Below are 23,513 nucleotides of genomic sequence, written 5' to 3' on the forward strand. Positions count from 1 at the left end.
CGGCCCGGAACGTGAGGAGGGTGCGGGACGTCGGTCCCGCACCCTCCCGGTGACCGGTCCGGCTCAGCCCGCTGTCTTCACCGCCGGCGGATAGATGCGCAGCCAGTCCACCTCCATCCACGCCTCCCCGTCGCTGCCCTGACCGGGGAACCAGTCGAGCTGCAGGCAGACCGACATCGGGCTCCGCGTGGCGTTGGCCGAGCGGAACCACTCCCGCCCGTCGATGTAGCCGACGACGCCGCCCGGACCGATCTCCACCGCGTAGGTGTGCCAGGTGGTCATGTCGATGTCGGCGTGGGCCTGCTCCTGCCCTTGCGGGGTGTGGAGGAAGAAGTTCGGCCGCTGCCGCTCCGGGTCGTCGATGACCTCCAGGAAGTCGACCTCCTCACCGGTGGAGCTGCGTACGCTGCCACCGCCGTCCTCGGGCCAGAGCAGGGCGACGGGGTGGTACGAACCCGCCCCCGGATACAGGCGGATGCGAGTCTCCCACCGTCCGTAGGCCTGGCTGTGACGGGCGGCGAGCCCCGCGGTGGTGCCGTCGGCGCGGCCGTACAGGTAGAGCGCGCCGTTGCCGAGATAGAGCTGTTGCGAGGAACGGCGGCCGTTGCCCGCGTGTCCCGGCGAGTCGTAGAACATCCAGTCGGCCTGGTCGAGCTGCTCCTCGTCGAACTCCGCGCACCAGGCCGGCGCACCCCAGTCGTGGAGCTGGGCCGCGCTGACCTCCCCCGCCGTGCCCGGGGCACACGGAGCCCCGGAGACCACCTCACCCTGGGCCGCGCTGAGGGTGCTCACCGCCAGCGCCGCCACCATGGTGAGGACGGCCACCCGTACGTGAGATCTGTCGATCTTCATCGGTCCTCCCAGGATCTGGCGCAGCGTGTGGAGGGACTGAAGCTCCAGCAGCCGGTGCTCGTCGGGCTGGGAGCCCAGGAGACGACGGGACTCGGTACCGGTTCGGCGGGAGCGGCGGGAGGTGCGAACACCCAGCGCGGTGCCTGAGGTGCCGCCGACCGATCAGTGGCGATCAGCTGGACTCCGGGCGACTCCGCGGTGCGGCTCCGCCACGGTGCCAGGCCCCAGCACGTGATCAGGTCGCCGGGCGTGCAGGATTCCGCAGCCGGACGCCTCAGCGGCGGTAGGGGGACGACCGTCCTGGCCGGTGCCGAGGGGGCAGGGAAGGCCACCGCGGTCGGCGCCGTCTGCGGCTGCTCGGAGGGGCGGGCGGGACCGGCGGCGATCGGGGTCCGGCCGGGCTGCGGAGTGCTCTCCAGCCAGGTCGGCGGCCCACTGGGAGACGACGGTGCCGACCGCCGGGCCGTGGGTGAGGGCACAGCGGTCGGCAGCACCGTCATGGTCGGCCTCGGCGTCCCCCGGTGCGGGCTCGGCCTGGGATCGGTCGGCTTGTCCGTGGGCCTGTCGGTGGGCCTGTCAGTGGGCTTGTCCGTGGGTTTGACGGTGGGCTTCTCCGAGGGCCGGAGAGTAGGCCTGACGGTGGGCCGGAGAGTGGGCTTGATGGTCGGCAGGAGAGTGGGCCTGAAGGTCGGCAGGAAAGTGGGCAGGAAAGTGGGCCTGATGGTGGGTCTGACGGTCGGCTTCCCCGTGGGCCTGACGGTCGGCTTGTCCGTGGGCCTGCCGGTCGCCGTGGCTGTGGCGGTCGGGCTCGGCGCGGGCTCCGTCGCCGTTCCGGATGGGGACGCCGTGGGCTCGGTGCCCCCTCCGCCGGACGAGGTCGGGGACGGATCGAGGGTGTCGCGGGGAGCCGGGGCACGGCTGGAGGTCACGGTGGGCTCAGCCGTGCGGGGAGGAGCGGTGGTGCTCTTCGGCGCCGGTGTGGGCTCGGCGGTCCGGGACGGAGCGGTGGTGCTCTTCGGCGCGGGGGGAGCCGTGGTGCTCTTCGGCGCCGGTGTGGGCTCGGCCGTGCGAGGTGGTGCCGTGGTGTATTTCGGTGCGGGTGCCCGCCGGTGCGGCGCCTCGGGCCGCCGCTCCGCGCGGGTGCCCCCGTCCCGGGGCGCCGGCCGGCGTTGCGGTGCGTCCCGGTCGGAGGGCTTGCGCGCAGAGGAGTCGTCGGCGCCGGGATCGGGTGAGGTGTCGTCCGCCTTCGAGGTGTCGGGCGAGTCGTTCTCCGCGGGTGCCCGGGGTTCCGCTTCGGCGGGTGCGGATCCGTCCGGCGTCCCGGCCGGCCGGTCGCCGTCCGAACCGGAGGGAGCGGACGGCTGGGAGGAGGGGGTGTCGGCCGGGGGTGCCTCCCGGGAGGAGGTGTCCTGCGGCGGCGGCTCGGCCGCAGGAGGGGCGGGAGCCGTTTCCGGCAACATCGGCGAGTCGGAGGACGATCCGGGGTCGGCCAGGGCGGACCACGGCTGGGCGATGACCGCGCTGGTCGTGGCGGAGACGGCGGCCAGCAGGAGACCGGATAACAGGGTGATGCGCCGGGACGAGCTGCGTGGAGGCATTCGAGGGCTCTTCCTGGATCTATTGGGCGGGCGCCGGGCCGGAGATCGGCTTCCAGCCGGCGGCGGTGAACTCGGGGGTGCCCGGCAGGGCGACGCGTGGTACGGAGGTGGCGAGCGGATCGGGGATGTTGACCCAGTCGCCCTGGTTCGCCCCGCGCATGCCGGGCTGCCACGCCATCAGCAGACTCATGGCGTAAGGGCTTGAGTAGGTGGGGCCGGTGTCCTGGGCGCCCTTGGTGGCCGTCACCTGGACCAGGACCGACACCTGGACCTGGTCCTGGCCGCGGGGACGCCACTGGATGCCGATCGTCCGCGTCCGCATGGCGGCACCCTCGGGAAGGGCTCCCTCGCGGGGCAGCCCGAGGATCTCCCGCCACCCGGTGACGGCCTCACGCGCACCCGCGCGCGCCGCGTCGTGCTGGTCCGGCGGCGCGTACAGCACCGCGGCCTGCTCGGCCTGCTCGACGTCCAGGGTCCACGCCGCCTCCAGCGCCGCCGCCGCCGCCGAGGCCGCACCCAGCTCCGTACGCGGGAACCCCACCGGGTAGCCGGCCGCCCCCTCATAGCCGGAGGGCGGGGCGAGCAGAACGGTGTCACCGGCGGTGGTGGAACCCGACACGGCCGCGGGGGACGCTTTCGGGCGCAGGATCTGCCACACCCCGGCCACCACGAGGATCGCCCCCACGATCGAGGCGACCACAATGAGCATCCGTCGCCGGGCACGCGGCGGCGGCCCCAGGTCCCAGTTCAGCCCGGGATCCTCGGCTACCGGCCGCACTAGTGACTCCGATCGGGACGCTGACCGAAGGCCTGCCCGGCCGCCGCCGCCAGGCGCAGGTACGCTCCCCGGGTCGTGGGCCGCAGACGCACCAGGTCGACCTCGGCGCCCTCCTTGAGGTGCGGGTCGTACGGGACGCGTATCACGGCGCGGCAGCGCGAGTTGAAGTGGCGCTCCAGCAGGTCCAGGTCCACGTCGGACTTGGGTTCCACGGCGTTCAGCACCACGATGGCGTTCCTGACCAGGTCGGCGTGGCCGTGGGCGGTCAGCCAGTCGAGGGTCGCCGCGGCCGAGCTGGCCCCGTCCACCGCCACCAGGCTGACCAGGACGATCTGGTCGGCCATCTCCAGCGTCGCACCCATGGCCCCGTGGAGCAGGCCGGTTCCGCAGTCGGTGATGCAGATGGAGTAGTAACGCTCGATGAGCCCGGCGACCGTGCGGTAGTCGTCGGCGTTGAACGCCTCGCTCACCGCCGGGTCGGTGTCGGAGGCGAGGACCTCCAGGCGGGCGGGCGACTGGGAGGTGAAGGCCCGGGCGTCGGCGTACCGGAGGATGTGCGGTGCCTCGGCGAGCAGAGTGCGGATGGTCGCGGCCGTCTCGGACTTGACCTTGAGCCCGAGGGTTCCCCGGTCGGGGTTGGCGTCGATCGCGATCACCCGGTCGCCCCGCAGGGAGGCCAGCGTGTTGCCGAGGGCGACGGTCGTCGTCGTCTTGCCGACCCCGCCCTTGAGGCTCATGACCGCGATCCGGTGGTGTCCGCTCGCGACGGGGGTCTGCGCCTGCGCGATCAGCGTGCGGCGCTCCACCTCGGACGCGGACTCCGCCGGGACGATCCGCCCGCCGGAGAGCCGCCAGATGAGGCGGCGCCATCCCCCGGCGGGTTCGGAACGGCGGTTGGTGAGCAGGTGCTCCGCGGTGAGCGGCACCGTTTCGTGGAACTGCTCGGCGGGGTTGGCCGGTGACGCCTGGATACGGGGAGAGGTGTCCGTCATTGCCAGGTCCTTTCGAAAGGGCTCTCGTGGGAAGGGACGGGGTTGTCAGCAGGTCCGCCAGCGCACCGTCGTGGTGATCGAGTCGTCGGGGCCGTGGACGGTCAGCGGCGCGGTCGCGGAGGCGGGGTTGCCGCACCAGTTGCGGACCCGGTGTGCGCGCAGGGACACCACCTGCGTCTGTCCTTGCCGCAGCGTGCCGTCGGAAGGGCTCGCGGCCAGGCCGGGAGCCGATATCCGCCACTTCAGCGGCTCCCCGGAGACGGTGATGATCATGCTTCCCTGGCCGAACTCGTCCAGCGTCACCACGGGCGGGATCCGTAGTCGCGCGGCGAGTCCGCCGTCTCGCGGTTCGGTGGGTCCGTCGTCCCGAGGTTCGGCGGGGGCACCGGCCCGGGGTGGACCGGCCTGGGTGGTGGCGGACTGCAGGGAGCTGTCCGGCTCCTCCGCCTCGATCGCCGGGCCGAGCAGGTTCATCCCGGTCAGAGTGCCCGCCGCGCCCGCCACGACGATGATCGCGACCTTGATCGTCGTGTTCCTGATCCGGGCACCCGCCCAGCTGAGCGCCTCCAGTACCCGGACCCCCGCCCCGTCGGCCATGTCGTCGGGGCGGTCGTCGGGTTCGGCGTAGATGCTGCTCAGCGGTGGGAGCTGCGCGTCGTCACGGAGTCCGGCGGAGGCGGACCGAACCCTGGTGACCCGTTCGGCTCTGCCGGCCGGGCCGGTTCCGGTGGCCGGTCCGGCGCCGGTGAACGGCTCGACCCCGGTGCCGGTACTGGTGCCGGTGCCCGGCTCGGCCTCGGTGCCGGGTTGGGTTCCGGTGGCCGGTTCGATCCCGGTGGCAGGCTCCGGCACGGGGACGGAAGCCGGCCGCGGGACGGTGGCGGTGACCTCCTCACTCTGGGCGAGGACCTCGCGTGCCCACACCTGGGTGAGCAGGGCGTCGTAGAGCGGCGTGTCGTGCCCCGTCACGGGCGGTGCCGCAGGCGGTCGCGCGCGGGTGCGCCGGGACGGGAGAGACGGCAACGAGGGCAACGGGGGCGGACCGGACGATCCGGGCGGTCCGGAGAGTCCGGACGATCCGGACGGCCCGGAGGATGCGGACGGTCCGGACGATCCGGACGGCCCCGATGATCCGGATGGCCTGGACGGTGCGGTGGAGCCGCCCGCGCCGGTCCCGCCCTCCGCACCCGCTCCGCCTCCCGGGCTGATCTCGGTCCGCACGCTCGCCGTGCTTCCCGTGCCGGTCGTGCTTCCCGTGCCGACTCTGCTTCCTGTGCCCGCTGGGCCGGCCGTGCCGGTCGTGCTTCCTGTGCCGGTCGTGCTTCCTGTGCCCGTCGGGCCGGCCGTGCCGGTCGCCCTCTCCGTGCCCGCCGTGCCGCTTCCGCCTTCCGGATCGTGCGACCCCTTCGAGGCCCGTACGCCTCCCGACGTCGCGGCGGCCGGTCGTGATCTGCTCGGCCGGGGGCCCACCGGCGGGTAGGGAGTCATGCCGAGCCTGGGGGCGGGGGGTGCCACGGCCGGTGGCGCGGGCAGGACAGGTGGACCGGACGGTGACCGCCCGGAGGCACCGGCCGGAGGGGGCACCGGGGAACCGGACGTGACCGGTGGACCGGACGGCGACCGCAGGCCGGAGCCCCGCGTCACCGGCGCGCCGGATTCCGGCCGGCCCGGAGAACCCGGTGTGGGCGGCACAGACGGGCCGGGCGGTGGTGATGCGGAACGTCCCGATACGGGCCCATGCCCGGGATGTCCCGGCGTCCGGGCCGGTGCGTCCGCGCCTGCACGGCCCGCCGCCGGTTCCGGGGACAGGGCATCGGCCAGTCGCCGCCGCTCCTCCGCGGAGAGTGGCGCGACCGGCGGGTGGGAGATCATCTGCGGCACCGTGTAGCGGATGTTGATCGGCCGCGTGCACACCGGGCACCTGATCATGTGGGAGAGCAGGTCCGAACGTGCGTCCTGTGGGTCGGCCGGGGGACGTGCCCGCTGCTCCGCCGGGAACGCCGCCGCCACCAGCGGGGCCAGATCCGGGCAGACCCGTCGCCCGCAGGCGAGCGCGTCCAGCGCGCTCACCAGCGTCTCGATCAGGTCCTGGGTGCGGATGGCGAGCCTGCTCACCTCGTCCTGGGGCATCGCGAGCACATGACAGACGTCCTCCAGGGCGAGGCCGTGGCGGTACATCAGCCTGAGCGTCTCCGTGCCCAGGGGATCGACGATCGTCCACGCCTGCTCGAGCAGCAGCACATCGGGCAGTCCGGGACCCGAACCCGGCACGTACCGTTCCCGGAACCCGGGAGCGGCACGGCAGTCGCGGCGCAGCGCGGCCAGCAGCCGTCCCCGGACCGTGGTGCCCTCGGCATCGGGCACGGACCGGCCCGTGGCCAGCGCGGTGACGACCGCCGCACGGGCCCGGTCGGCGTCGAGGTGGGAGGCGGCGTAGTCCATCAGGTGCGCGCCGTGTTCGCGCACCCAGGCCGCTCCCCGGCCGGATCCGGGCACCGCGCTCCCGGCGCCGGTGGATTCGCTCATGGGCCGGTCTGCGGGTCCGGGTCCGGCTCGACCTGGCCGGGGCCGGGCTGGACGGGGGCGGTCCGGTCCGGCGCGCTCCCGCCGGAGTCAGTCCGGGCCGGGTCCGGCTGCCCCTGGTCGGGCCGGGCCGGATCGTCGCCGGGGCCGGGCCGGGCCGGCTCGTGTCCCCACTGCGACTCCGGCTGGTTCTGGCCGGGCCGTACAGGGGCGCCGTCACCGGGGGCGCCGTCACCGGGGGTCCGCTGAGCGGGCGGCGACTGGGCGGGGTCCATCAGCACCAGTTCCAGGTTCCGGTAGGGGAGACCGGTGAACTTGGTCCAGTTGCTGACCTCGCCGGGGGCCGGCTCCGCGTACAGCCAGCGGATGAACGCCGGCCACAGGCACGAGTCACGCGGGATCGCCCGGTCCTGGCTCTGGCCCCGCCCGTCCTGCGACGCGTCCAGCGCCCGGAGCTCCTCGGCGGTGTAGTCACGGCACGGCGGGGTACCGGGTGGGGCGATGTTGAGGTCCCACACGCCGTTCTCGTCCGTGTAGCGCATGTCCTTGTCCAGACCGAGGGCCTCGTAGGCCCGGCGCATCAGCTCCGGGTCCTTGAAGACCGGCAGCACGTCCGCGGCGTTCTGCGCGCCGTCGGAGGTCTGCGGCGTGGCGGGGCGTAGCACGGTCCCGTCGGGAGACTGCGCGCCGTCCGGCCCGCCGGGCTGCGAGGGCCCGTTCTCCGCCGGAGGAACCGGCTGCGGGCCGGAGTCCGGCCCGGTCGGACGCGTGTCCCCGGGCCGCGGTGAGGGCGTGGGGGCCGCCGTCCTGCGCGGAGCCGTCGGCTTCACGGTCACGGTGGTGGCGGGCCCGTCCGCCGGCCCGGTCCCGGCCGAGGGCACGATCGGCCCGGCGCCGCTCCTGGGGACCGCCGGACGCAGGGTGCCCACCGGCCGCGTCGGCCGGGAGGCGTCGTCGCCGGGCTGCGGCGGCCGGGCGGTGACGGGAGGCTGCGACGGCCGCATACCGCCCGTCGCCCGCGGGGTGCCTGCGGGCTGCGGCGGTCGTGGTGGGTTTCCGGGCTGCGACGCCCGCGGGGTGCCGCCTCCGGGCTGCGGCGGCTGGACGGTGACAGGAGGCTGAGGCGTCCCGCGGCTGCCGCCGTCCGTCGGCCGCGGCCCTCCCGGTCCGGTGTCACCCGTCTGCCGGGGCCTGCCGGGTCCGGTGTCACCCGGAGCCCTCGTCCGGCCCGTGCCGGGCCCCGACGTGGGCGGTGACACCACGTCCACCTTCTTCTCCACCGGGCGTTCGATGACGCTGCCGTTGTCGTTCTCGCTCTCGGTGATGTTGCCGCTGATCTTCTTCGTCGGTGTCGGAGCGGGCGGCGGGGCGGGTTGGGGATTGTTCACCGGTGGGGGCGGTTGCGCCGGTCCCTGACGTCCGGGGTCGGGGGCGGGCTGGGCCGACCCCTGCGGGCGGCCGTTGTCACGCGGGGCGGAGGTCTTCGCCGGTGGCTTGGCACTGCTCGACGGCCTGGGCTCGGCGCTCTTCCTGGGCGGCGGCGCGTCCGGGGTGCTCTTGGGGTTCCCGGGCCGCAGCGGAGCCAGGGCGGCTCCGGCGGAGGCCAGCACGGGCAGGCCGGTGCAACCCTCCGCGACGGCGCCGACCGCGCGCCCGTCGACGGTGGCCGACAGACAGACCCGCGGTTCCTTCGCGCCGTCGGTGACGGTGCTGCCCGCGTCCGAGCCGGAGAGGGGGAGGGGCTGGTCGCCTCCGGGCCCCTGTGACGCCCACGCCCCCGCCTGGTCGTCCAGAAGATACGTACCCGCGGCCAGACGCATCGTCTGCTCTTCGAGGGGGGTGGCGCGGGTGGCGATGACGGTTCCCAGTCCGGCACCGGCACCGAACACGCCGATCGCGACACTCGCAGTGATCACCGTCGCGCGCGATGGCTTACGTGAGGGTGTCATCATGCATGTTCCTTTTCTTCTGATGGAGACGTCAGTCGCCGTGGCTCTCCAGGACGTCGCTCCACTCGCCCAGGACGCGAGCGGGCTCGTTCGAGCCGGCGGGGGGAACGTGGGTCACATACATGCGTCCGTAGGTGGCGCTCACCGACGTGGCGAAGGACTTGTTCCGGGTGCGCACGGCTGCCGAACCCTTCAGCCTGACCGTCGCGCCCGGCTGCTTCGCCGTGCGAACCTCGGTGGAACGGGCGCCGTACCAGATCAGGGCGCCCCCGTCGCTGGTCCTGAGCGTGCGTACCGGTCCCTCAAGCCGGTACGACAGGGTGAGCCCCCAGTCGGCCTGCTCCAGCCGGGTGCGTTCCCGCTGCCAGAAGAGCACGGTGTCGCTGGTCCACGGCCCCTCTTCGAAGCGTGGGTCGTTCTCGGCCCGCTCCAGGCTCGCCAGGTGGGCGCGGGCGATCTGGCGCGGGGTGGCGATCAGCCCCGGAGCGTTCTCCGGCAGGCTCGTGGCGTAGCCCTCGGCATCGGTGGCGATCTTCGGGAAGCGCGCGGGGGTGGCCCGTGTGTCGGCGGCCGACGCCACCAGCCGCCACCCGCCCGGCGCCGAGCTCATCACGTCGGCGACCCGGGCCACCCCGGGTTCGTACGAGACGGCCACGAACCAGTCGGCCTCGCCCGCCACGCGGCGCGGGATCCAGATCTGCGGGTTGGGCCAGATCCCCGACGCCAGTGACGTGCCCTGCATCTCGGCGGTCCTGAAGCCCGCCCGTGTCATCTCCAGGGCGAGCCCGTGCTCCAGTTTCCGCACGGCGTCCTGGTCCTTGTGCGCCTGGGCCGCCGACAGTGCTCGTTGGTAGCGGCCGTGAATGCCGTACGCCTCCTTCTGGGTGAGCTGCGGCGCGCTCGCCCGCGCCGGTGATTCGGCGGGCGGTGAGCCGTCGGACGGCGGGGTGGTCGTCGCCCGGGGCCGCTCGCCGGGGCCCGCGGGGTCGCCGGTGGAGTTCTCCGCCGCTTTCCTGGTGCTTTCGTTCGTCGCCTCCGTCGCGTCGGCGGTGCCGGGAGAAGGCTCCCCACTGCTCTTTCCACTCGGCTTCGGGGTGGATCCGGGTCGTTGTGCGCCTCCGGAGGCGTCGGGCATCGCCGACGGGGACGAGCCGGCCTCCCCCCAGTCGTCACCGGAGGGGTTGGCGGTGGGATTCGACGCCAGGGACGGCCCGGAGGGTGTCCGGGTCACGAGCCAGATCACGGAAGCGGCGATGATCACCAGAACCACCGCGAACAGAATGACCTTCCGCCAGTCGAATGACAGGAGGCGTTCGGGATGCCAGTCGGATGAGTGCTCGGAATCATGTCTGGCGGAACCGCCGCCGCGGCCAGAGGACCCAGCCTGCCCATCTGGGAAATCTGATGCACGCCATGACATAGGTCCAAATATTAGACTGACGGTGATCTATTGTGAAGGTAAAGGGCAGAGTAATTGGTACTTATAGGTTATGGATTTAAAAATAATACCTAATCATTGATAGTGTTGGCCCGAAACTCGTGTGGTGCTACCTGCTGGCATGCTTCCGAGGGGTCGTGTTCCCCGTTCTCTAGAGATGTCAAGACATCTCGGGGTTTCGGGCGTCCCGTCAGGTTTTTTGAGGGGCCGCCGTTTTTCGCGGATGAGCCCGTCGTTTGCTCTCTGTTGGAGTTTCCGTCGTCCGCCCGTACGGCCGGCGGCGGGCGAAGATCGGAAAGTTCTTTTGGCTCCGGGATTGGTGTGGCTCGTCATATCAAGTTGATATGGATGTGTTTCGTCCTGATTGGTAATCAAGGCCGGGCATGACCGGGTGAATTGGAGATCTCCTTTTCCTGTCCCCTATCATCACCGTGCCGGGGCGGGGCTGGAACCGCCGGGCCGGGACGGGCCGGGATCTCGGGGCGGGGCTGGCCGAGCCCCCAAGGCGGGACGGACTCGGACCCCGAGTCGGAGCGGGGCTGGAACCCCGGGTCGGCGCGGACCGGGACCCGAAGGCGGACCGGGAGCCGTCGGCCGCCGGACGGCGACCCGCGATCGGGGTATGGACCTCACCAGGGACAACCGCAGCACGGGGGACCGTCATGACCACCTACATCCTGTCGATCGTCGAAGGCGACGCCGGTGCCGCCTCCGACACCGCTTCCGGCACCACCTCCGGCGCCGTGTCCGGTGCCGCTTCCGGCACGGACCTCTTCTCGCCCGCCTCCCCGATCTCCTTCAGCGAACTCGACCCGTACACCCTGATGTGGCTGACCGAGCACGGCTACGAGGAACCGGGCAGGCGCGTCGTGGTCACCCCGGCGGGCCACGACCCGGCCGGGGTCAGGGTGATCGCCTCCCGCGACGTGGACCTCTGAGCGGAACGGACCTCCGGTCCCCGGCTCCGGTCTCCCGCGGCAGTCTCCGGACACTTCGCCCGCGAGGGGATTCGAAGCCCGCAATAGGACGAACGGGATTCGAGCCTGTTCAGCGGGGTAGGGAGATTAATCAACTAAAAGCGTACTGATGGCCGGGTTTGCCGCAGAAACCTCGCAAACTCACACCGCGGCGTCCGCACGGACCGGGCCGTCGTCCGCGGCCGTCGTCCGCCGTGCCCACATCGGGCCTCCGTCGTCGGGTCACCGATCCCCGGGCGTGGACGGACGCCGCCGCCTGCGCGTTCCCGCAGGCGCGGTGTCCCGGTCGGCGGCGGATTCGTAAGTCCCGAGACGAAAGGATCGCCCGATGTCCCTTCCGGAAGACGCGAGCGTGTTCTTCGTGGGGAACGCCACCACGCTGATCCGCTACAACGGTTTCACCCTCCTCACCGACCCGAACTTCCTGCACCGGGGCCAGCGTGCCCACCTCGGCTACGGCCTGAACTCCCGGCGGCGCACCGACCCGGCGATCGGGGTGGAGGAACTCCCACCGCTGGACGCCGTGGTGCTGTCCCACATGCACGGAGACCACTGGGACCGGGTGGCGCGGAAGGGGCTGAACAAGGACACGCCGATCATCACCACGCCCCACGCGGCCCGCCGCCTCCGGCACCAGGGGTTCGGCGCGGCCGTCGGCCTGCGTACCTGGCATGACCACGAGCTGTACCGGGACGGCCGCACGGTCAAGATCACATCATTGCCCGCCCGGCACGCACCCGGTGGCGCGCAGGCGCTGCTACCGCCGGTCATGGGCAGCATGCTGGAGTTCTGCGGCGCCGACGGCCGAGTGGACCTGCGCATACACCTCAGCGGAGACACCCTGATGGACCACCGGTGCCTGTCGGGCATCCCCCGGCGCTTCCCCGACATCGACCTGGGCATCGTGCACCTGGGCGGCACCAGGATCCTCGGCATGCTGGTCACCATGGACGGCGAGCAGGGTGCTCGCTGGGTCAACCTCATCAACCCGCGGACCGTCATGCCGGTGCACTACGACGACTACACCGTCTTCACCTCGTCCCTCGACGACTTCCGGCGCCACGTCGAGCGCGTCGGCTGGGCCGACCGCGTGCGGTACGTCGCCCGAGGCGAAAGCCTCCACCTGCCGACACGCCACGGGGCGGACATCTTCCGGACGCCGGAGATGGGTAGGCCCTCCTAGGAGACGACCCGGTGACCCGGGCAGGGCTGGACGTAGGCGTGCTCGACGCTGGGTAGGCCCTCCTGGGAGGCGACCCGGTCCCTCCCCTCGGCCCGGGTCCACGGTTTCCACCGCGGTCCGGGACGGAGTCCACGGCGGTCCGGGAACGAGCGGGGCAGCCCGGCGAGGCTGCCGGACGGGGGACACATGACGCACGAGTCCGGCTCCTCGGCGCACGGACGGGAATTCGACCCCTCCGCGTACGGACGGAAGATCGCCGACGTCTACGACACGACGGTGGAGCAACTCCCCACGGACGCCGCCGTGGACCGGCTCCACGAACTGGCGGACGGCGGGCCCGTCCTGGAGTTCGGCATCGGCACCGGCCGGCTGGCCCTTCCCCTGGCGGCCCGGGGCCTGGCCGTCGCCGGAGTCGACGGCTCGGCGGAGATGGTCGAGGTGCTGCGCTCCAAGCCGGGCGGCGACCGGATACCGGTGACCGTGGGCGACTTCGCCGCCACCCGGGTCGAAGGCGAGTTCGCCCTGGTCGTCCTGGCGCTCAACACGATCTTCGCACTCCCCTCACAGGACGCCCAGGTGAACTGCTTCCGCAACGCGGCGGCCCACCTCCGCCCCGGCGGCCGGTTCGTCGTCGAGGCGTGGGTACCCGACCCGGCGGCGTTCCGGAACGGGTCGGCGCTGCGCCTGCTGTCGCTGAGCGAGGACACGGTCCTCGCCGAGGCGGCCCGGCTGTCCACGGCCGACCAGATGATGTACACCACCAAGATCAGAATGACCGCCGGCGGACTGCGCCTGCTGCCCGCCAACCACCGCTACGCCTGGCCGGCCGAACTCGACCTGATGGCCCGCCTGGCCGGTCTGGAGCGTGAACACCGCTGGTCCGACTGGACGGGCACCCCGTTCACCGACGACAGCCGCACACACGTGTCGGTCTACCGGCTCTGACCCCCGGACCGCCGGCGGCGCACCCTCATGTGGGGAGGAACCGGTGGCGCTGTGTGCACGCCCGGCCGCCGGGTGCCGCATGGGCGGCGGCACCCGGCCACCCTGATGCCGCCGGCCGATCGCCGCAGCGCGGATCCACGCCCGTCCGATCCTCACGCCGACCCATCGCCCGGGTAAAAGAAAAGTGCTGGTCAGCTCTCTGGCTGACCAGCACCTCACTGGTGAATCGAGTGTGTCCGAGGGGGGACTTGAACCCCCATGCCCCGCAAAGGGCACTAGCACCTCAAGCTAGCGCGTCTGCCTATTCCGCCACCCGGACTTGGTGCCTGCACGGGGGACCGTCATCCCTCGTCGGCGGACCCAGGTTAGCAAACTCTTGAGCGTGCGTCATATCGGTAAGTACGCGGGCACGGCCGGGGTGCCGGTGGGAGGGGCGCGGCGGCAGGATGGAGGGGCAAGTCGTACCGAACCCAAGGAGTCCCACATGACCGTGCTCAACGGTGAGGACGAGGTCGTCGGGCTGTGCCGTGACCTGATCCGGATCGACTCGACCAACGCCGGCGACAACTCGGGGCCCGGGGAGCGGGCCGCGGCAGAGTACGTGGCCGGGAAGCTGGCCGAGGTCGGGCTGGAGCCGAAGATCCTGGAGTCGGACAGCCGCAGGGCGAACGTGATCGCCCGGATCGAGGGTGAGGACCCCTCACGCGGCGCGCTGCTGCTCCACGGGCATCTGGACGTCGTCCCCTTCGACGCCGGCGACTGGACCCGGCACCCGCTCAGCGGAGAGGTCGCCGACGGGTGCGTCTGGGGACGCGGTGCGGTCGACATGAAGGACATGGACGCGATGATCCTCGCGGTCGTGCGGCAGCGGCTCAGCCAGGGACGCAGGCCACCGCGGGACGTGGTGCTGGCGTTCACCGCCGACGAGGAGGCCGGGGGCGAGTACGGCGCGCAGTGGCTGGCCGACAAGCACGGGGACCTGTTCGAGGGGTGCACCGAGGCCATCGGCGAGGTCGGCGGGTTCAGCGTCTCCGTCGACGAGGCGCGCAGGCTCTACCTGATCGAGGCGGCGGAGAAGGGCATCGCCTGGATGCGCCTGACCGCGACCGGCCGGGCAGGGCACGGCTCGATGCTCAACAGTGAGAACGCGGTGACGGAGCTGGCCGAGGCGGTCGGCCGCATCGGGCGTCACGAGTGGCCGGTGCGGCTGACGCGGACGGTCAGGACGTTCCTGGAGGAGACCTCCAGGGCACTGGAGATCGAGTTCGACCCGGAGGACGCCGAGAAGACCGTGGCCAAGCTCGGCCCGCTGGCGCGGATGATCGGCGCCACGCTGCGCAACACCGCCAACCCCACGATGCTGCAGAGCGGCTACAAGGCCAACGTGATCCCGCAGACCGCGACCGCGCACGTGGACGGGCGTTTCCTACCGGGGTACGAGGAGGAGTTCTTCGCGACGATCGACGAGTTGCTCGGCCCCAACGTGACCAGGGAGTTCGTCTACCACGACATCGCGGTCGAGACGGGGTTCGAGGGGTCGCTGGTGCGGGCGATGACCGACTCGCTCCTCGCCGAGGACCCGGGCGCGCTGGCCGTGCCGTACACGCTCTCGGGGGGTACGGACCTGAAGGCGTTCAGCAGGCTGGGCATCCGCGGGTTCGGGTTCGCGCCGCTGAAGCTCCCCGCCGACCTGGACTTCTCCGGCATGTTCCACGGGATCGACGAACGGGTTCCGGTGGATTCGCTGCGGTTCGGGGTTCGGGTTCTTGACCGCTTCTTGGACGCGTGTTGACGCGTTCCCCGGAAAACCATGCCTCTGACTGTAGGTAGTGCTAGCGTGACTCTCCGTTGAGGGGGTGGCTCGTGATTCGTGCGAGCCTGCCCGGAGCTTTGGGGAGGTCGTGTGGCACGCATGCCGCGAGAGCAGCGGGGGGCGTCATCGCCCGCTGTTCAGTGCGTGCCCACGACTGCTTTCACCGACGACACGGTCCACGCCCGGGATGACCGGATGGCGCGGCTCGCGGCCGGCGTTCGGCGGGTCGTCGGGCGGGCCTTCAGCATCGGCGGCCTCCTGGCCGCCGGGTGGCTGCTCGCAGTCGTCTTCGGACTCCTCAGTGCCACTCCCGCTGCCGCGGAAACCACCGCGGAGACGGGAGCCGCCGGCTCCGGCCCTCTTGGCGTAGCCGCTTCCGGATCGGCCGTTCGGGTCGATGGATTCCCCACGGGCAGCGGTGGGCTGTCGGCCTCAGACAACGCCGCAGCCATGGCAGGGCGGGGTGTGGACGGGCTGACCAGCCAGTTCACGCCGGGCTTCCCGGCCCCCGCCACCGACGACCACGGTTCTGGCGCCAATGGATTCGTGCCCCAGACCAGTGGTGGGTCCGGCCTTTTCGGGCCGGGTCTGGGAGACATCCCGCGGTTCGTCTACGACCCGCGGCTCATGGCCCGGCGTCTTCCGCCGGCGCTCGTGCTCCCCCCAGTCGTCCGCACAGCGGCGGACGATCCTTCCTTCTCCCCTGACTGACCTCGTCTCGCCGGCCGGTCATGCCCTTCCCGGGGCTCACCACGGCCGTGTCCTCCCCGGGCTCTTCGCCGGTCAGGCCCTTCCCGGGCACGCCGGTCACGGAGTGCGGCCGGATCCCGTGCGCACGTGTGATCCCCGCACGACCGGGAGCCGCTCCGACGGTGAGCGACGAAACAGGACGACGAGTAGATCAGCAGGCAGTTCCTCTCCTTCGTGACGGCCGCCGGGGCCTCCGCTGTGCGGACCCGACCGGGCCTCGCGCGGTCTCGCGCGCCGTCACGAGATGTCAGGTACCCCCCCGAGAACCGTGTAGGAGCGTCAATCATGCGTACGTGGGTTAAGGGCTCGGCCCCCGCAGCACTGCTCGCCCTGGGCGTCATGGCCCTGGGCAGCGGTACGGCCTTCGCCGACACCGACGGTGACCATTCGATCGGCGGTGGCAACCAGGTCAACCTGCCCGTCTCCCTGCCGATCGACATCAGCGGCAACGCCGTCGGGGTGCTGGGCGAGTCGGCCGCGTCCTCCCGGGGAGGCGCCTCCGTCGAGAACGGCGACGGCGGCAGCGGCGGGATCCCGGGCCGCACGTCCGGGCGGGGCAGCATCCTGGGCGGCAACCAGGTCGACGCCCCCATCACCGCGCCGGTCAACGCCTGCGGGAACGGGGTGGCGGTGCTCGGCGGCGCGAAGGCGGGCTGCGAGGGCGGCGCCTCGGTCCGCAACCCCGGCAGGGGCGGCGGTGCGGGAGGCAACCGGACCAGCGGCGCGCACAGCGTCCTGGGCGGCAACCAGGTCGACGCCCCCATCACCGCGCCGGTCAACGTCTGCGGCAACGCGGTCGCCGTCGTCGGTGGGGCGTTCTCCGGCTGCCGCGGTGGTGCCGAGGCCACCGTCGACCGCCCCGGCCGGCCGGGGCACCCCGGTCACCAGGGCAAGCCGGGGTACGGCGGGCACGAGGGGCACGGGTCGCGGCCCGGTTCGGGCCTCGGCCGTCCCGGGAACGACACCGACGGGCGCTTCGGCATCGGTGGCGGCAACCAGATCGTGGCGCCGATCACCGCGCCGGTCAACGTCTGCGGCAACGCGGTCGGCGACGGCCGGGCGGACTGCGAGGGCGGCGTGTCCCCCGGGAACGGCCGGGGCGGGGCCGGGGCGGGCGGCAACCGCACCTCGGGCCGGTCTTCGGTGCTCGGCGGTAACCAGGTGGTGGCGCCGATCACCGCGCCGATCAATGTCTGCGGCAACTCCGTGGCGCTCCTCGGTGACGCCTTCGCCGGCTGCCGGGGTGGCGCGTCCGTCAAGAACGGCGCCAGGGGTGCCGGTGCGGGGGGCAACACCACTTCGGGCCGGTCTTCGGTGCTCGGCGGTAACCAGGTGGTGGCGCCGATCACCGCGCCGGTCAACGTCTGCGGCAACTCCGTCGCCGTGCTCGGCAAGGCCGGCTCCGGGTGCCGCGGTGGCGCCGCGGTCTCACCGAACGGGAGGGGCGGCGGCGCCGGGGGCAACCGCACCGACGGCGCGCACAGCGTCCTCGGCGGCAACCAGATCGTGGCGCCGATCACCGCGCCGATCAATGTCTGCGGCAACGCCGTCGCCGTCCTGGGCGACGCGGCGGCGGGCTGCCTCGGCGGCTCCCGGGCCGGCGGGCCGTCCAGTGGTCACGGTGGTCAGGGCGGTCACGGTGGTCAGGGTGGCCACGGCGGCGGCCACTGGGGTGACAAGCCCGGCAGGGGCAAGACCAGCGGCCTGCTGCCGGTGCTGCCCGAGGTCCCGCAGGCCCGCGGGGTGACGGCCGGGCGGCAGGCGCCCACCTCCGAGCTGCCCCCGCTGCCCCACTCCGCCGAGGTCCGCGGCGCCCGGTCCGGTCTGCCCGCCGCCGCCCAGGTCGGCGAGGCCGCGACCCTGCCCGAGCTTCCCGAGCTGCCCGGCGGTTCGGCGAGCGAGCGGTCCCGCGGGTCCCGGAACGGCTCGCCGCTGGCTCCCGTCACCGACACGCTCTCCTCGACTCCGGTCGGTGAGATCGGCCTGATGAGCGCCGCCCAGCCCGCCGGGGTGACGGGCATGAACGTCGGCGCTCTCGCCGCGCTCCTGATCGGTGGGCTGGCCGCCGCCGCGGCGACCCTCTTCGCCGCCGGGCGCCGCATTCGCTTCGCGAAGAAGTAAGGAACAACTCACCTGAAGGGCAACTTTCCCCGGGGTGACCGGGGAGGCCCTCAGGCGCCTCGCAGGCGGTGACGTCAGGACGGCCGCACCCCGCCAGGGTGCGGCCCTTCGTCTCGCCCGGCGAGACATGAACGCTTTGCCCGTTCCGGGGGCGCGGCCCGGGGCGGGCAAAGCCATGTTCTGGATCACATCGTCCTGGTCACGCGTATGATCTTCCGGCGCAACCGGACGTCGCGGCGGCCGTCGGGATACAGTCGCAGGCGATCGAGCTCCCAGCCGCCGTATTCTGCGTGTTCGGTCAGTATCTGCCGGGCGACGTCCCGGGTGGTGCCGCGTGGAAGGTGGAGAACCAAGTAGGAGTAGTCGAGCACAGCGATTAGTCTCCGAGGGTGGGCCGGGGGACGTCGACACTCATAGGGCTTTATTCTGCGTCCTTGCGGCTTTCCTCGGGAGTGCCCCCGACTGAGATCGGGTAACCCGAGTGGAAGTGAACGGGGATCGAATGCGAACAGCGAGGTAGGAAGCAGCGTGCCAGCCAAGAAGGGCAACGCCGGCGGAACCCGCCTGGTGATCGTCGAGTCGCCTTCCAAGGCGAAGACCATCGCTGGGTACCTCGGCCGCGGCTATGTCGTGGAGTCCAGCATCGGGCATATTCGTGATCTCCCCGAGAAGGCCGACGACATCCCGGACAAGTACCGGGGAGAACCCTGGGCACGCCTGGGTGTCAACGTCGATCACGACTTCGAGCCGCTCTACGTCGTCAACCACGACAAGAAGGCTCAGGTGAGCAAGCTCAAGCAGCTGCTCAAGGACGCCGACGAGCTCTACCTCGCCACCGACGAAGACCGGGAGGGGGAGGCCATCGCCTGGCACCTCCGCGAGGTGCTCAACCCCAAGGTTCCGGTCCACCGCATGGTGTTCCACGAGATCACGCCGCGTGCGATCCAGGACGCGGTGGCGAACCCGCGTACGCTGAACCTGCGGCTGGTCGACGCCCAGGAGACCCGGCGCATCCTCGACCGCCTCTACGGCTACGAGGTCAGCCCGGTCCTGTGGAAGAAGGTCAAGCCCCGCCTGTCGGCCGGGCGGGTGCAGTCGGTGGCGACCCGGCTGGTCGTGGAGCGCGAGCGCGAGCGCCTGGCGTTCACCAGCGCGAGCTACTGGGATCTGCAGGCGCTGTTCGACACCGGCCGGGACGAGACCCCGCACGAGTTCACCGCCATGCTGACCGGCGTCGACGGTAAGCGCGTCGCCCAGGGCCGCGACTTCGCCAGCAACGGCACGCTCAAGGGTGCCGACGTGCTCCACCTCGACGAGCAGGCAGCCCAGGCTCTGGCCGCCCGTCTCGACGGTGCCCGTTACCGGGTCACGTCGGTCGAGCGGAGGCCGTACACCCGCAAGCCGTACGCGCCGTTCCGGACGACGACGCTGCAGCAGGAGGCCAGCCGCAAGCTGGGCTTCTCCGCGAAGTCGACCATGCAGGTCGCCCAGCGCCTGTACGAGAACGGCTTCATCACCTACATGCGAACCGACAGCACCACGCTGTCGGAGACCGCCGTGTCGGCCGCCCGCAGCCAGGCGATCAAGCTGTACGGCGCGGCGTACGTGACCGACAAGCCGCGTGTCTACACCAGCAAGGTGAAGAACGCGCAGGAGGCGCACGAGGCGATCCGCCCGTCGGGCGAGGAGTTCCGCACCCCGGGTGAGACCGGCCTGACCGGTGACATGTTCCGGCTGTACGAGCTGATCTGGCAGCGCACCGTGGCCTCGCAGATGAAGGACGCGGTCGGCGAGTCGGTCATCGTGAAGGTGGCGGGGACGTCCGCCTCCGGTGAGCGGGTCGAGTTCAGCGCCTCCGGGCGGACCATCACCTTCCACGGGTTCCTGAAGGCGTACGTCGAGGGTGCGGACGACCCGGCCACCGACCGTGACGACTCCGAGAAGCGCCTGCCCGACCTGGCCGAGAACGACCCGCTGACCGCGTCGGCCCTGAACGTGCTGGCTCACGCGACCAAGCCCCCTGCGCGTTACACCGAGGCGTCGCTGGTCAAGGAGCTGGAAGACCGGGAGATCGGCCGTCCGTCGACGTACGCGTCGATCATCGGGACGATCCTCGACCGGGGTTACGTCTTCAAGAAGGGCACGGCCCTGGTGCCGTCCTTCCTGGCGTTCGCGGTGGTCAACCTGCTGGAGCAGCACTTCGGCCACCTCGTCGACTACGCCTTCACCGCGGGGATGGAGAAGGTCCTCGACGACATCGCGAACGACCGGGCGGAGCGGGTGCCGGAGCTGCGCCGGTTCTACTTCGGTGACAACGGTGACGAGGGCCTGAAGGAGATGGTCACCGACCTCGGGGAGATCGACGCGAAGGAGATCAGTTCCTTCCCGATCCGGGGTACCGACATCATGATCCGGGTGGGGCGTTACGGCCCGTATCTGGACCGCGACGGCGCCCGGGTGAACGTCCCCGACGACCTGGCCCCCGACGAGCTCACCGCGGAGATGGCGGAGGAGCTGTTCTCCCGCCCGACGGGTGACCGTGAGCTGGGCAAGGACCCGGTCACCGGTAACGTGATCGTGGCGAGGGACGGCCGTTACGGCCCGTACGTGACGGAGATCCTGCCGGAGGAGGCGCCGCCGTCCGACGGCGCGAAGAAGAAGACCCGCAAGGCCGACGCCCCCAAGCCGCGCACCGCGTCGCTGCTGAAGTCGATGTCCCTCGACACCGTCACCCTGGACGACGCGCTGAAGTTGCTGTCGTTGCCCCGGCTGCTCGGGGAGCTCGACGGCCAGGAGGTCACGGCCCAGAACGGCAGGTTCGGTCCCTACGTCAAGAAGGGCACCGACTCGCGCTCGCTGGCCTCCGAAGAGGAGATGTTCACGGTCACGCTGGAGCAGGCCAAGGAGCTGTTCGCCCAGCCCAAGACGCGGGGTCGTCGCGCCGCCGCCGCGCCGCCGCTGCGTGAGCTGGGTGCCGACCCCGTCTCCAAGAAGCCGATCGTGGTCAAGGAGGGCCGGTTCGGGCCGTACGTGACCGACGGTGAGACGAACGCCTCCCTGCGCAAGGGTGACGAGGTCGAGCACATCACCACCGAGCGTGCCGCCGAACTGCTCGCCGACCGTCGTGCCCGCGGCCCGGCGCCCAAGCGTCCCCGCACCACCCGGGCGAAGGCCAAGGCCTGACCGTACGGGCTCCGCGATCCGCGTCCGCGGGGACGGAGCCCGTACCCCGGCCGCCCGGCCTCGGCCCCGGTCCGTCCGTACCCCGCCCCCTCGGCCGGCCTCGGCCGCCCGGCGCCGGCCGAGGGGGCGGGGTAGGGTAAGGGCTGCACCCAAAACCACCCTTCCGGAACCCCGAAATGAGAAACTCCGGGGACGACGGTGCCGGTCGCCTCTTTTCGCCGCTGTGACCTGCGCGGGCCCGGACGGACGTACTACCCTCGTGCGGCGGGCAGCCGGGCGTCCACGTCTCGTCCGCGTCCTCCCCAGCCCAGCGAGCACCTGGATACGCTGACATCATGACCACGCCTGGCCGGAACACCGCACGACGCAAGGCTCCCAACGTGCTGGCCTACGCCCCGTTCCGCAAGCTGTGGACGGCCATGTCGGTGTGCAGTCTCGGAGACTGGCTCAACCTGCTGGCCCTGACGGCGCTCGCGGGCAACCTCACCATGGACAGGGGCTACCAGGTGCAGAGCCTGGCCATCGGCGGTGTCTTCGTCGCGAAGATGCTCCCGGCCATCGTGCTGGGCCCGCTCGCGGGAGCGTTCGCCGACCGGTTCGACCGGCGGCTGACGATGTTCTTCTGCGACCTGCTGCGGTTCGGGCTGGTGCTGTCGATCCCGCTGGTGGGCAGCTACCAGTGGGTGCTCGTCGCCACGTTCCTGGTCGAGTGCGTCAACCTCTTCTGGGTCCCGGCCAAGGACGCCACGGTGCCGAACCTGGTGCCCAAGGAGCGGCTGGAGGAGGCCAACCAGCTCAACCTCCTGGTCACCTACGGCACCGCGCCGGTCGCGGCGCTGCTGTTCGCGGTGCTGTCGGTGGCCAACGACATGCTGGGGCGCCTGCTGCCGTTCCTGGCGATCCGCGAGACGTACCTGGCACTGTTCATCAACGCGCTGGCGTACCTCGTCTCCGCGGTCATCATCCTCTCGCTGAAGGAGATCCCGAAGGCCGGTGTGGCGGTCGCGACCTCCTCTCCGTCGGTGCTGCGGCAGATCTTCGAGGGCTGGCGGTTCGTGGGCGGCAACCGGCTGATCCGCGGTCTGATCCTCGGCATGCTGGGCGCCTTCGCCGCGGGCGGCGCGGTGGTCGGGGTCGCCAAGATCTATGTCAACGCGCTGGGCGGTGGTGACGCGGCGTACGGTGTGGTCTTCGGGGCGGTCTTCCTCGGCATGGCCTCCGGCATGTTCTTCGGTCCCAGGTTGATGCGCGAGCTGTCGCGGCGGCGGCTGTTCGCCTTGTCGATCATCGTCGCGGGCCTGGTCCTGACCGCGATCGCGCTCATCCACAACCTGGTGATCGTCGTCATGCTGACCGTGCTGCTGGGTGCGTGCGCGGGCATCGCCTGGATCATCGGCTACACCATGATCGGCCTGGAGGTCGACGACGGCCTGCGGGGTCGCACGTTCGCCTTCCTGCAGTCACTGGCCCGGGTGACGCTGCTGCTGGTGGTCGCGGTCGCGCCGACCGTGGCGGGCCTGTTCGGCGAGCGTGAGCTCAAGTTCGGGCAGGAGACCGTCTACCGGTTCGACGGGTCCAACCTGGTGCTGGTGGTCGGCGGGCTGCTCGCGGCGATCGTCGGGATCGTCGCGCTGCGGCAGATGGACGACCGCAAGGGCGTCTCCATCGTCGCCGACCTGGTCGCCGCCGTGCGCGGGGAGCGGTTCGCGCCTGAGGCCGCCGAGCAGGCGACGCGCGGGATGTTCATCGCGTTCGAGGGCGGGGAGGGCTCGGGGAAGACCACCCAGTCCCGTCTGCTGGCGATCTGGCTGCGCGACCAGGGGTACGACGTCGTGCAGACCCGCGAGCCGGGCTCGACCAAGGTGGGCATGCGGTTGCGCGCGATCCTGCTGGACGCGGTGCACCAGGGACTGTCGGCGCGGTCGGAGGCGCTGCTGTACGCGGCCGACCGGGCCGAGCACGTCGAGAAGGTCATCCGCCCGGCTCTGCACCGGGGCTCGATGGTGATCTCCGACCGCTACGTCGACTCCTCGCTGGCCTACCAGGGTGCGGGCCGGGCCCTCGACCCCGGGGACGTGACGAGGATCAACAGCTGGGCCACCGGCGGGCTCGTCCCCGACCTGACGGTGCTCATCGACACCCCGCCCTCGGTCGGGCTGACCCGGCTGGGCGGCGCCGCCGACCGGATCGAGGCGGAGCCGCTGGAGTTCCACGAGCGGGTGCGCCGCGAGTTCCGCTCGCTGGCCGCCGCCGAGCCCGCGCGGTACGCGGTCATCGACGGCACGCTGTCGGAGGAGGAGATCTCCCGGCTCATCCAGGACCGGGTGCGGGAGATGCTGCCCGACCCGGTGCCGCAGGAGGCGGAGGACGTCACCGGGACCATCCCCGCCGTGCGCGACTGACACCGGCGG

16 protein-coding genes and 1 tRNA gene are annotated in these 23,513 nt (G+C 71.8%); 8 read left to right on the forward strand and 9 right to left on the reverse strand.

The genetic code is table 11. The features are described from left to right. Positions 1-63: 63 nt before the first annotated feature. From F4562_RS17855 to F4562_RS17885, 7 genes are all read right to left on the reverse strand, one after another. Positions 64-852: a glycoside hydrolase family 16 protein gene (locus tag F4562_RS17855; RefSeq protein WP_184543263.1), complete on the reverse strand. Its 789-nt coding sequence runs from the start codon at positions 850-852 to the stop codon at positions 64-66. Further along, complete coding sequence (locus tag F4562_RS17860) at positions 849-2,450, reverse strand: PT domain-containing protein (protein WP_184543261.1); 1,602 nt, start codon at positions 2,448-2,450, stop codon at positions 849-851. The genes F4562_RS17855 and F4562_RS17860 overlap by 4 nt, the downstream gene beginning before the upstream one ends. 19 nt (positions 2,451-2,469) lie before the next feature. Continuing rightward, positions 2,470-3,228 carry a hypothetical protein gene (locus tag F4562_RS17865; protein WP_184543259.1) on the reverse strand — a complete coding sequence of 253 codons (759 nt, stop codon included), beginning with the start codon at positions 3,226-3,228 and terminating at the stop codon, positions 2,470-2,472. Further along, positions 3,228-4,220, reverse strand: coding sequence for a MinD/ParA family ATP-binding protein (locus F4562_RS17870; RefSeq protein WP_184543258.1), 993 nt, complete (start codon positions 4,218-4,220; stop codon positions 3,228-3,230). The genes F4562_RS17865 and F4562_RS17870 overlap by 1 nt, the downstream gene beginning before the upstream one ends. 45 nt (positions 4,221-4,265) lie before the next feature. Next, positions 4,266-6,746 carry a hypothetical protein gene (locus F4562_RS17875; protein WP_184854780.1) on the reverse strand — a complete coding sequence of 827 codons (2,481 nt, stop codon included), beginning with the start codon at positions 6,744-6,746 and terminating at the stop codon, positions 4,266-4,268. Next, complete coding sequence (locus F4562_RS17880) at positions 6,743-8,659, reverse strand: hypothetical protein (RefSeq protein WP_184543252.1); 1,917 nt, start codon at positions 8,657-8,659, stop codon at positions 6,743-6,745. The genes F4562_RS17875 and F4562_RS17880 overlap by 4 nt, the downstream gene beginning before the upstream one ends. 64 nt (positions 8,660-8,723) lie before the next feature. After that, complete coding sequence (locus F4562_RS17885) at positions 8,724-9,962, reverse strand: DUF8094 domain-containing protein (RefSeq protein ID WP_184543250.1); 1,239 nt, start codon at positions 9,960-9,962, stop codon at positions 8,724-8,726. A gap of 830 nt (positions 9,963-10,792) precedes the next feature. Here F4562_RS17885 and F4562_RS17890 point away from each other — a divergent pair. From F4562_RS17890 to F4562_RS17900, 3 genes are all read left to right on the forward strand, one after another. Continuing rightward, a complete protein-coding gene (locus F4562_RS17890) occupies positions 10,793-11,068 on the forward strand; it encodes a hypothetical protein (protein WP_184543248.1) in 276 nt (91 codons plus the stop codon). A gap of 367 nt (positions 11,069-11,435) precedes the next feature. Further along, entirely contained in the window at positions 11,436-12,290 is an 855-nt protein-coding gene (locus F4562_RS17895) for an MBL fold metallo-hydrolase (protein WP_184543246.1), read from the forward strand. Between the two features lie 186 nt (positions 12,291-12,476). Then, complete coding sequence (locus tag F4562_RS17900) at positions 12,477-13,235, forward strand: class I SAM-dependent DNA methyltransferase (RefSeq protein WP_184543244.1); 759 nt, start codon at positions 12,477-12,479, stop codon at positions 13,233-13,235. Positions 13,236-13,468: 233 nt separating this feature from the next. On the opposite strand, the gene F4562_RS17905 is transcribed toward F4562_RS17900, so the two are convergent. Beyond that, positions 13,469-13,554, reverse strand: a tRNA-Leu gene (locus F4562_RS17905). A 165-nt stretch (positions 13,555-13,719) separates the two neighbouring features. Here F4562_RS17905 and F4562_RS17910 point away from each other — a divergent pair. The 3 genes from F4562_RS17910 to F4562_RS17920 all read left to right on the forward strand — a co-directional run bounded on the left by F4562_RS17910 (position 13,720) and on the right by F4562_RS17920 (position 17,919). Beyond that, on the forward strand, positions 13,720-15,027 hold the full coding sequence (locus tag F4562_RS17910; RefSeq protein ID WP_184543242.1) for a M20/M25/M40 family metallo-hydrolase: 1,308 nt from the start codon (positions 13,720-13,722) through the stop codon (positions 15,025-15,027). Between the two features lie 165 nt (positions 15,028-15,192). Next, positions 15,193-15,759: a hypothetical protein gene (locus tag F4562_RS17915; protein ID WP_311734066.1), complete on the forward strand. Its 567-nt coding sequence runs from the start codon at positions 15,193-15,195 to the stop codon at positions 15,757-15,759. A 324-nt stretch (positions 15,760-16,083) separates the two neighbouring features. After that, a complete protein-coding gene (locus F4562_RS17920; protein ID WP_184543238.1) occupies positions 16,084-17,919 on the forward strand; it encodes a chaplin family protein in 1,836 nt (611 codons plus the stop codon). 185 nt (positions 17,920-18,104) lie between these two features. On the opposite strand, the gene F4562_RS17925 is transcribed toward F4562_RS17920, so the two are convergent. After that, a complete protein-coding gene (locus F4562_RS17925; protein ID WP_184543236.1) occupies positions 18,105-18,290 on the reverse strand; it encodes a DUF5703 family protein in 186 nt (61 codons plus the stop codon). A 157-nt stretch (positions 18,291-18,447) separates the two neighbouring features. On the opposite strand from F4562_RS17925, the gene topA reads away from it, so the two are divergent. Continuing rightward, positions 18,448-21,102 (forward strand): type I DNA topoisomerase, encoded by a 2,655-nt coding sequence (gene topA, locus F4562_RS17930; RefSeq protein WP_184543234.1) that lies wholly within the window; start codon positions 18,448-18,450, stop codon positions 21,100-21,102. A 335-nt stretch (positions 21,103-21,437) separates the two neighbouring features. Further along, positions 21,438-23,504: a dTMP kinase gene (tmk, locus tag F4562_RS17935; protein ID WP_184543232.1), complete on the forward strand. Its 2,067-nt coding sequence runs from the start codon at positions 21,438-21,440 to the stop codon at positions 23,502-23,504. The last annotated feature ends 9 nt before the right edge of the window (positions 23,505-23,513 follow it).

The sequence above is a fragment of the Streptosporangium becharense genome, from assembly GCF_014204985.1.
Taxonomy (GTDB): domain Bacteria; phylum Actinomycetota; class Actinomycetes; order Streptosporangiales; family Streptosporangiaceae; genus Streptosporangium; species Streptosporangium becharense.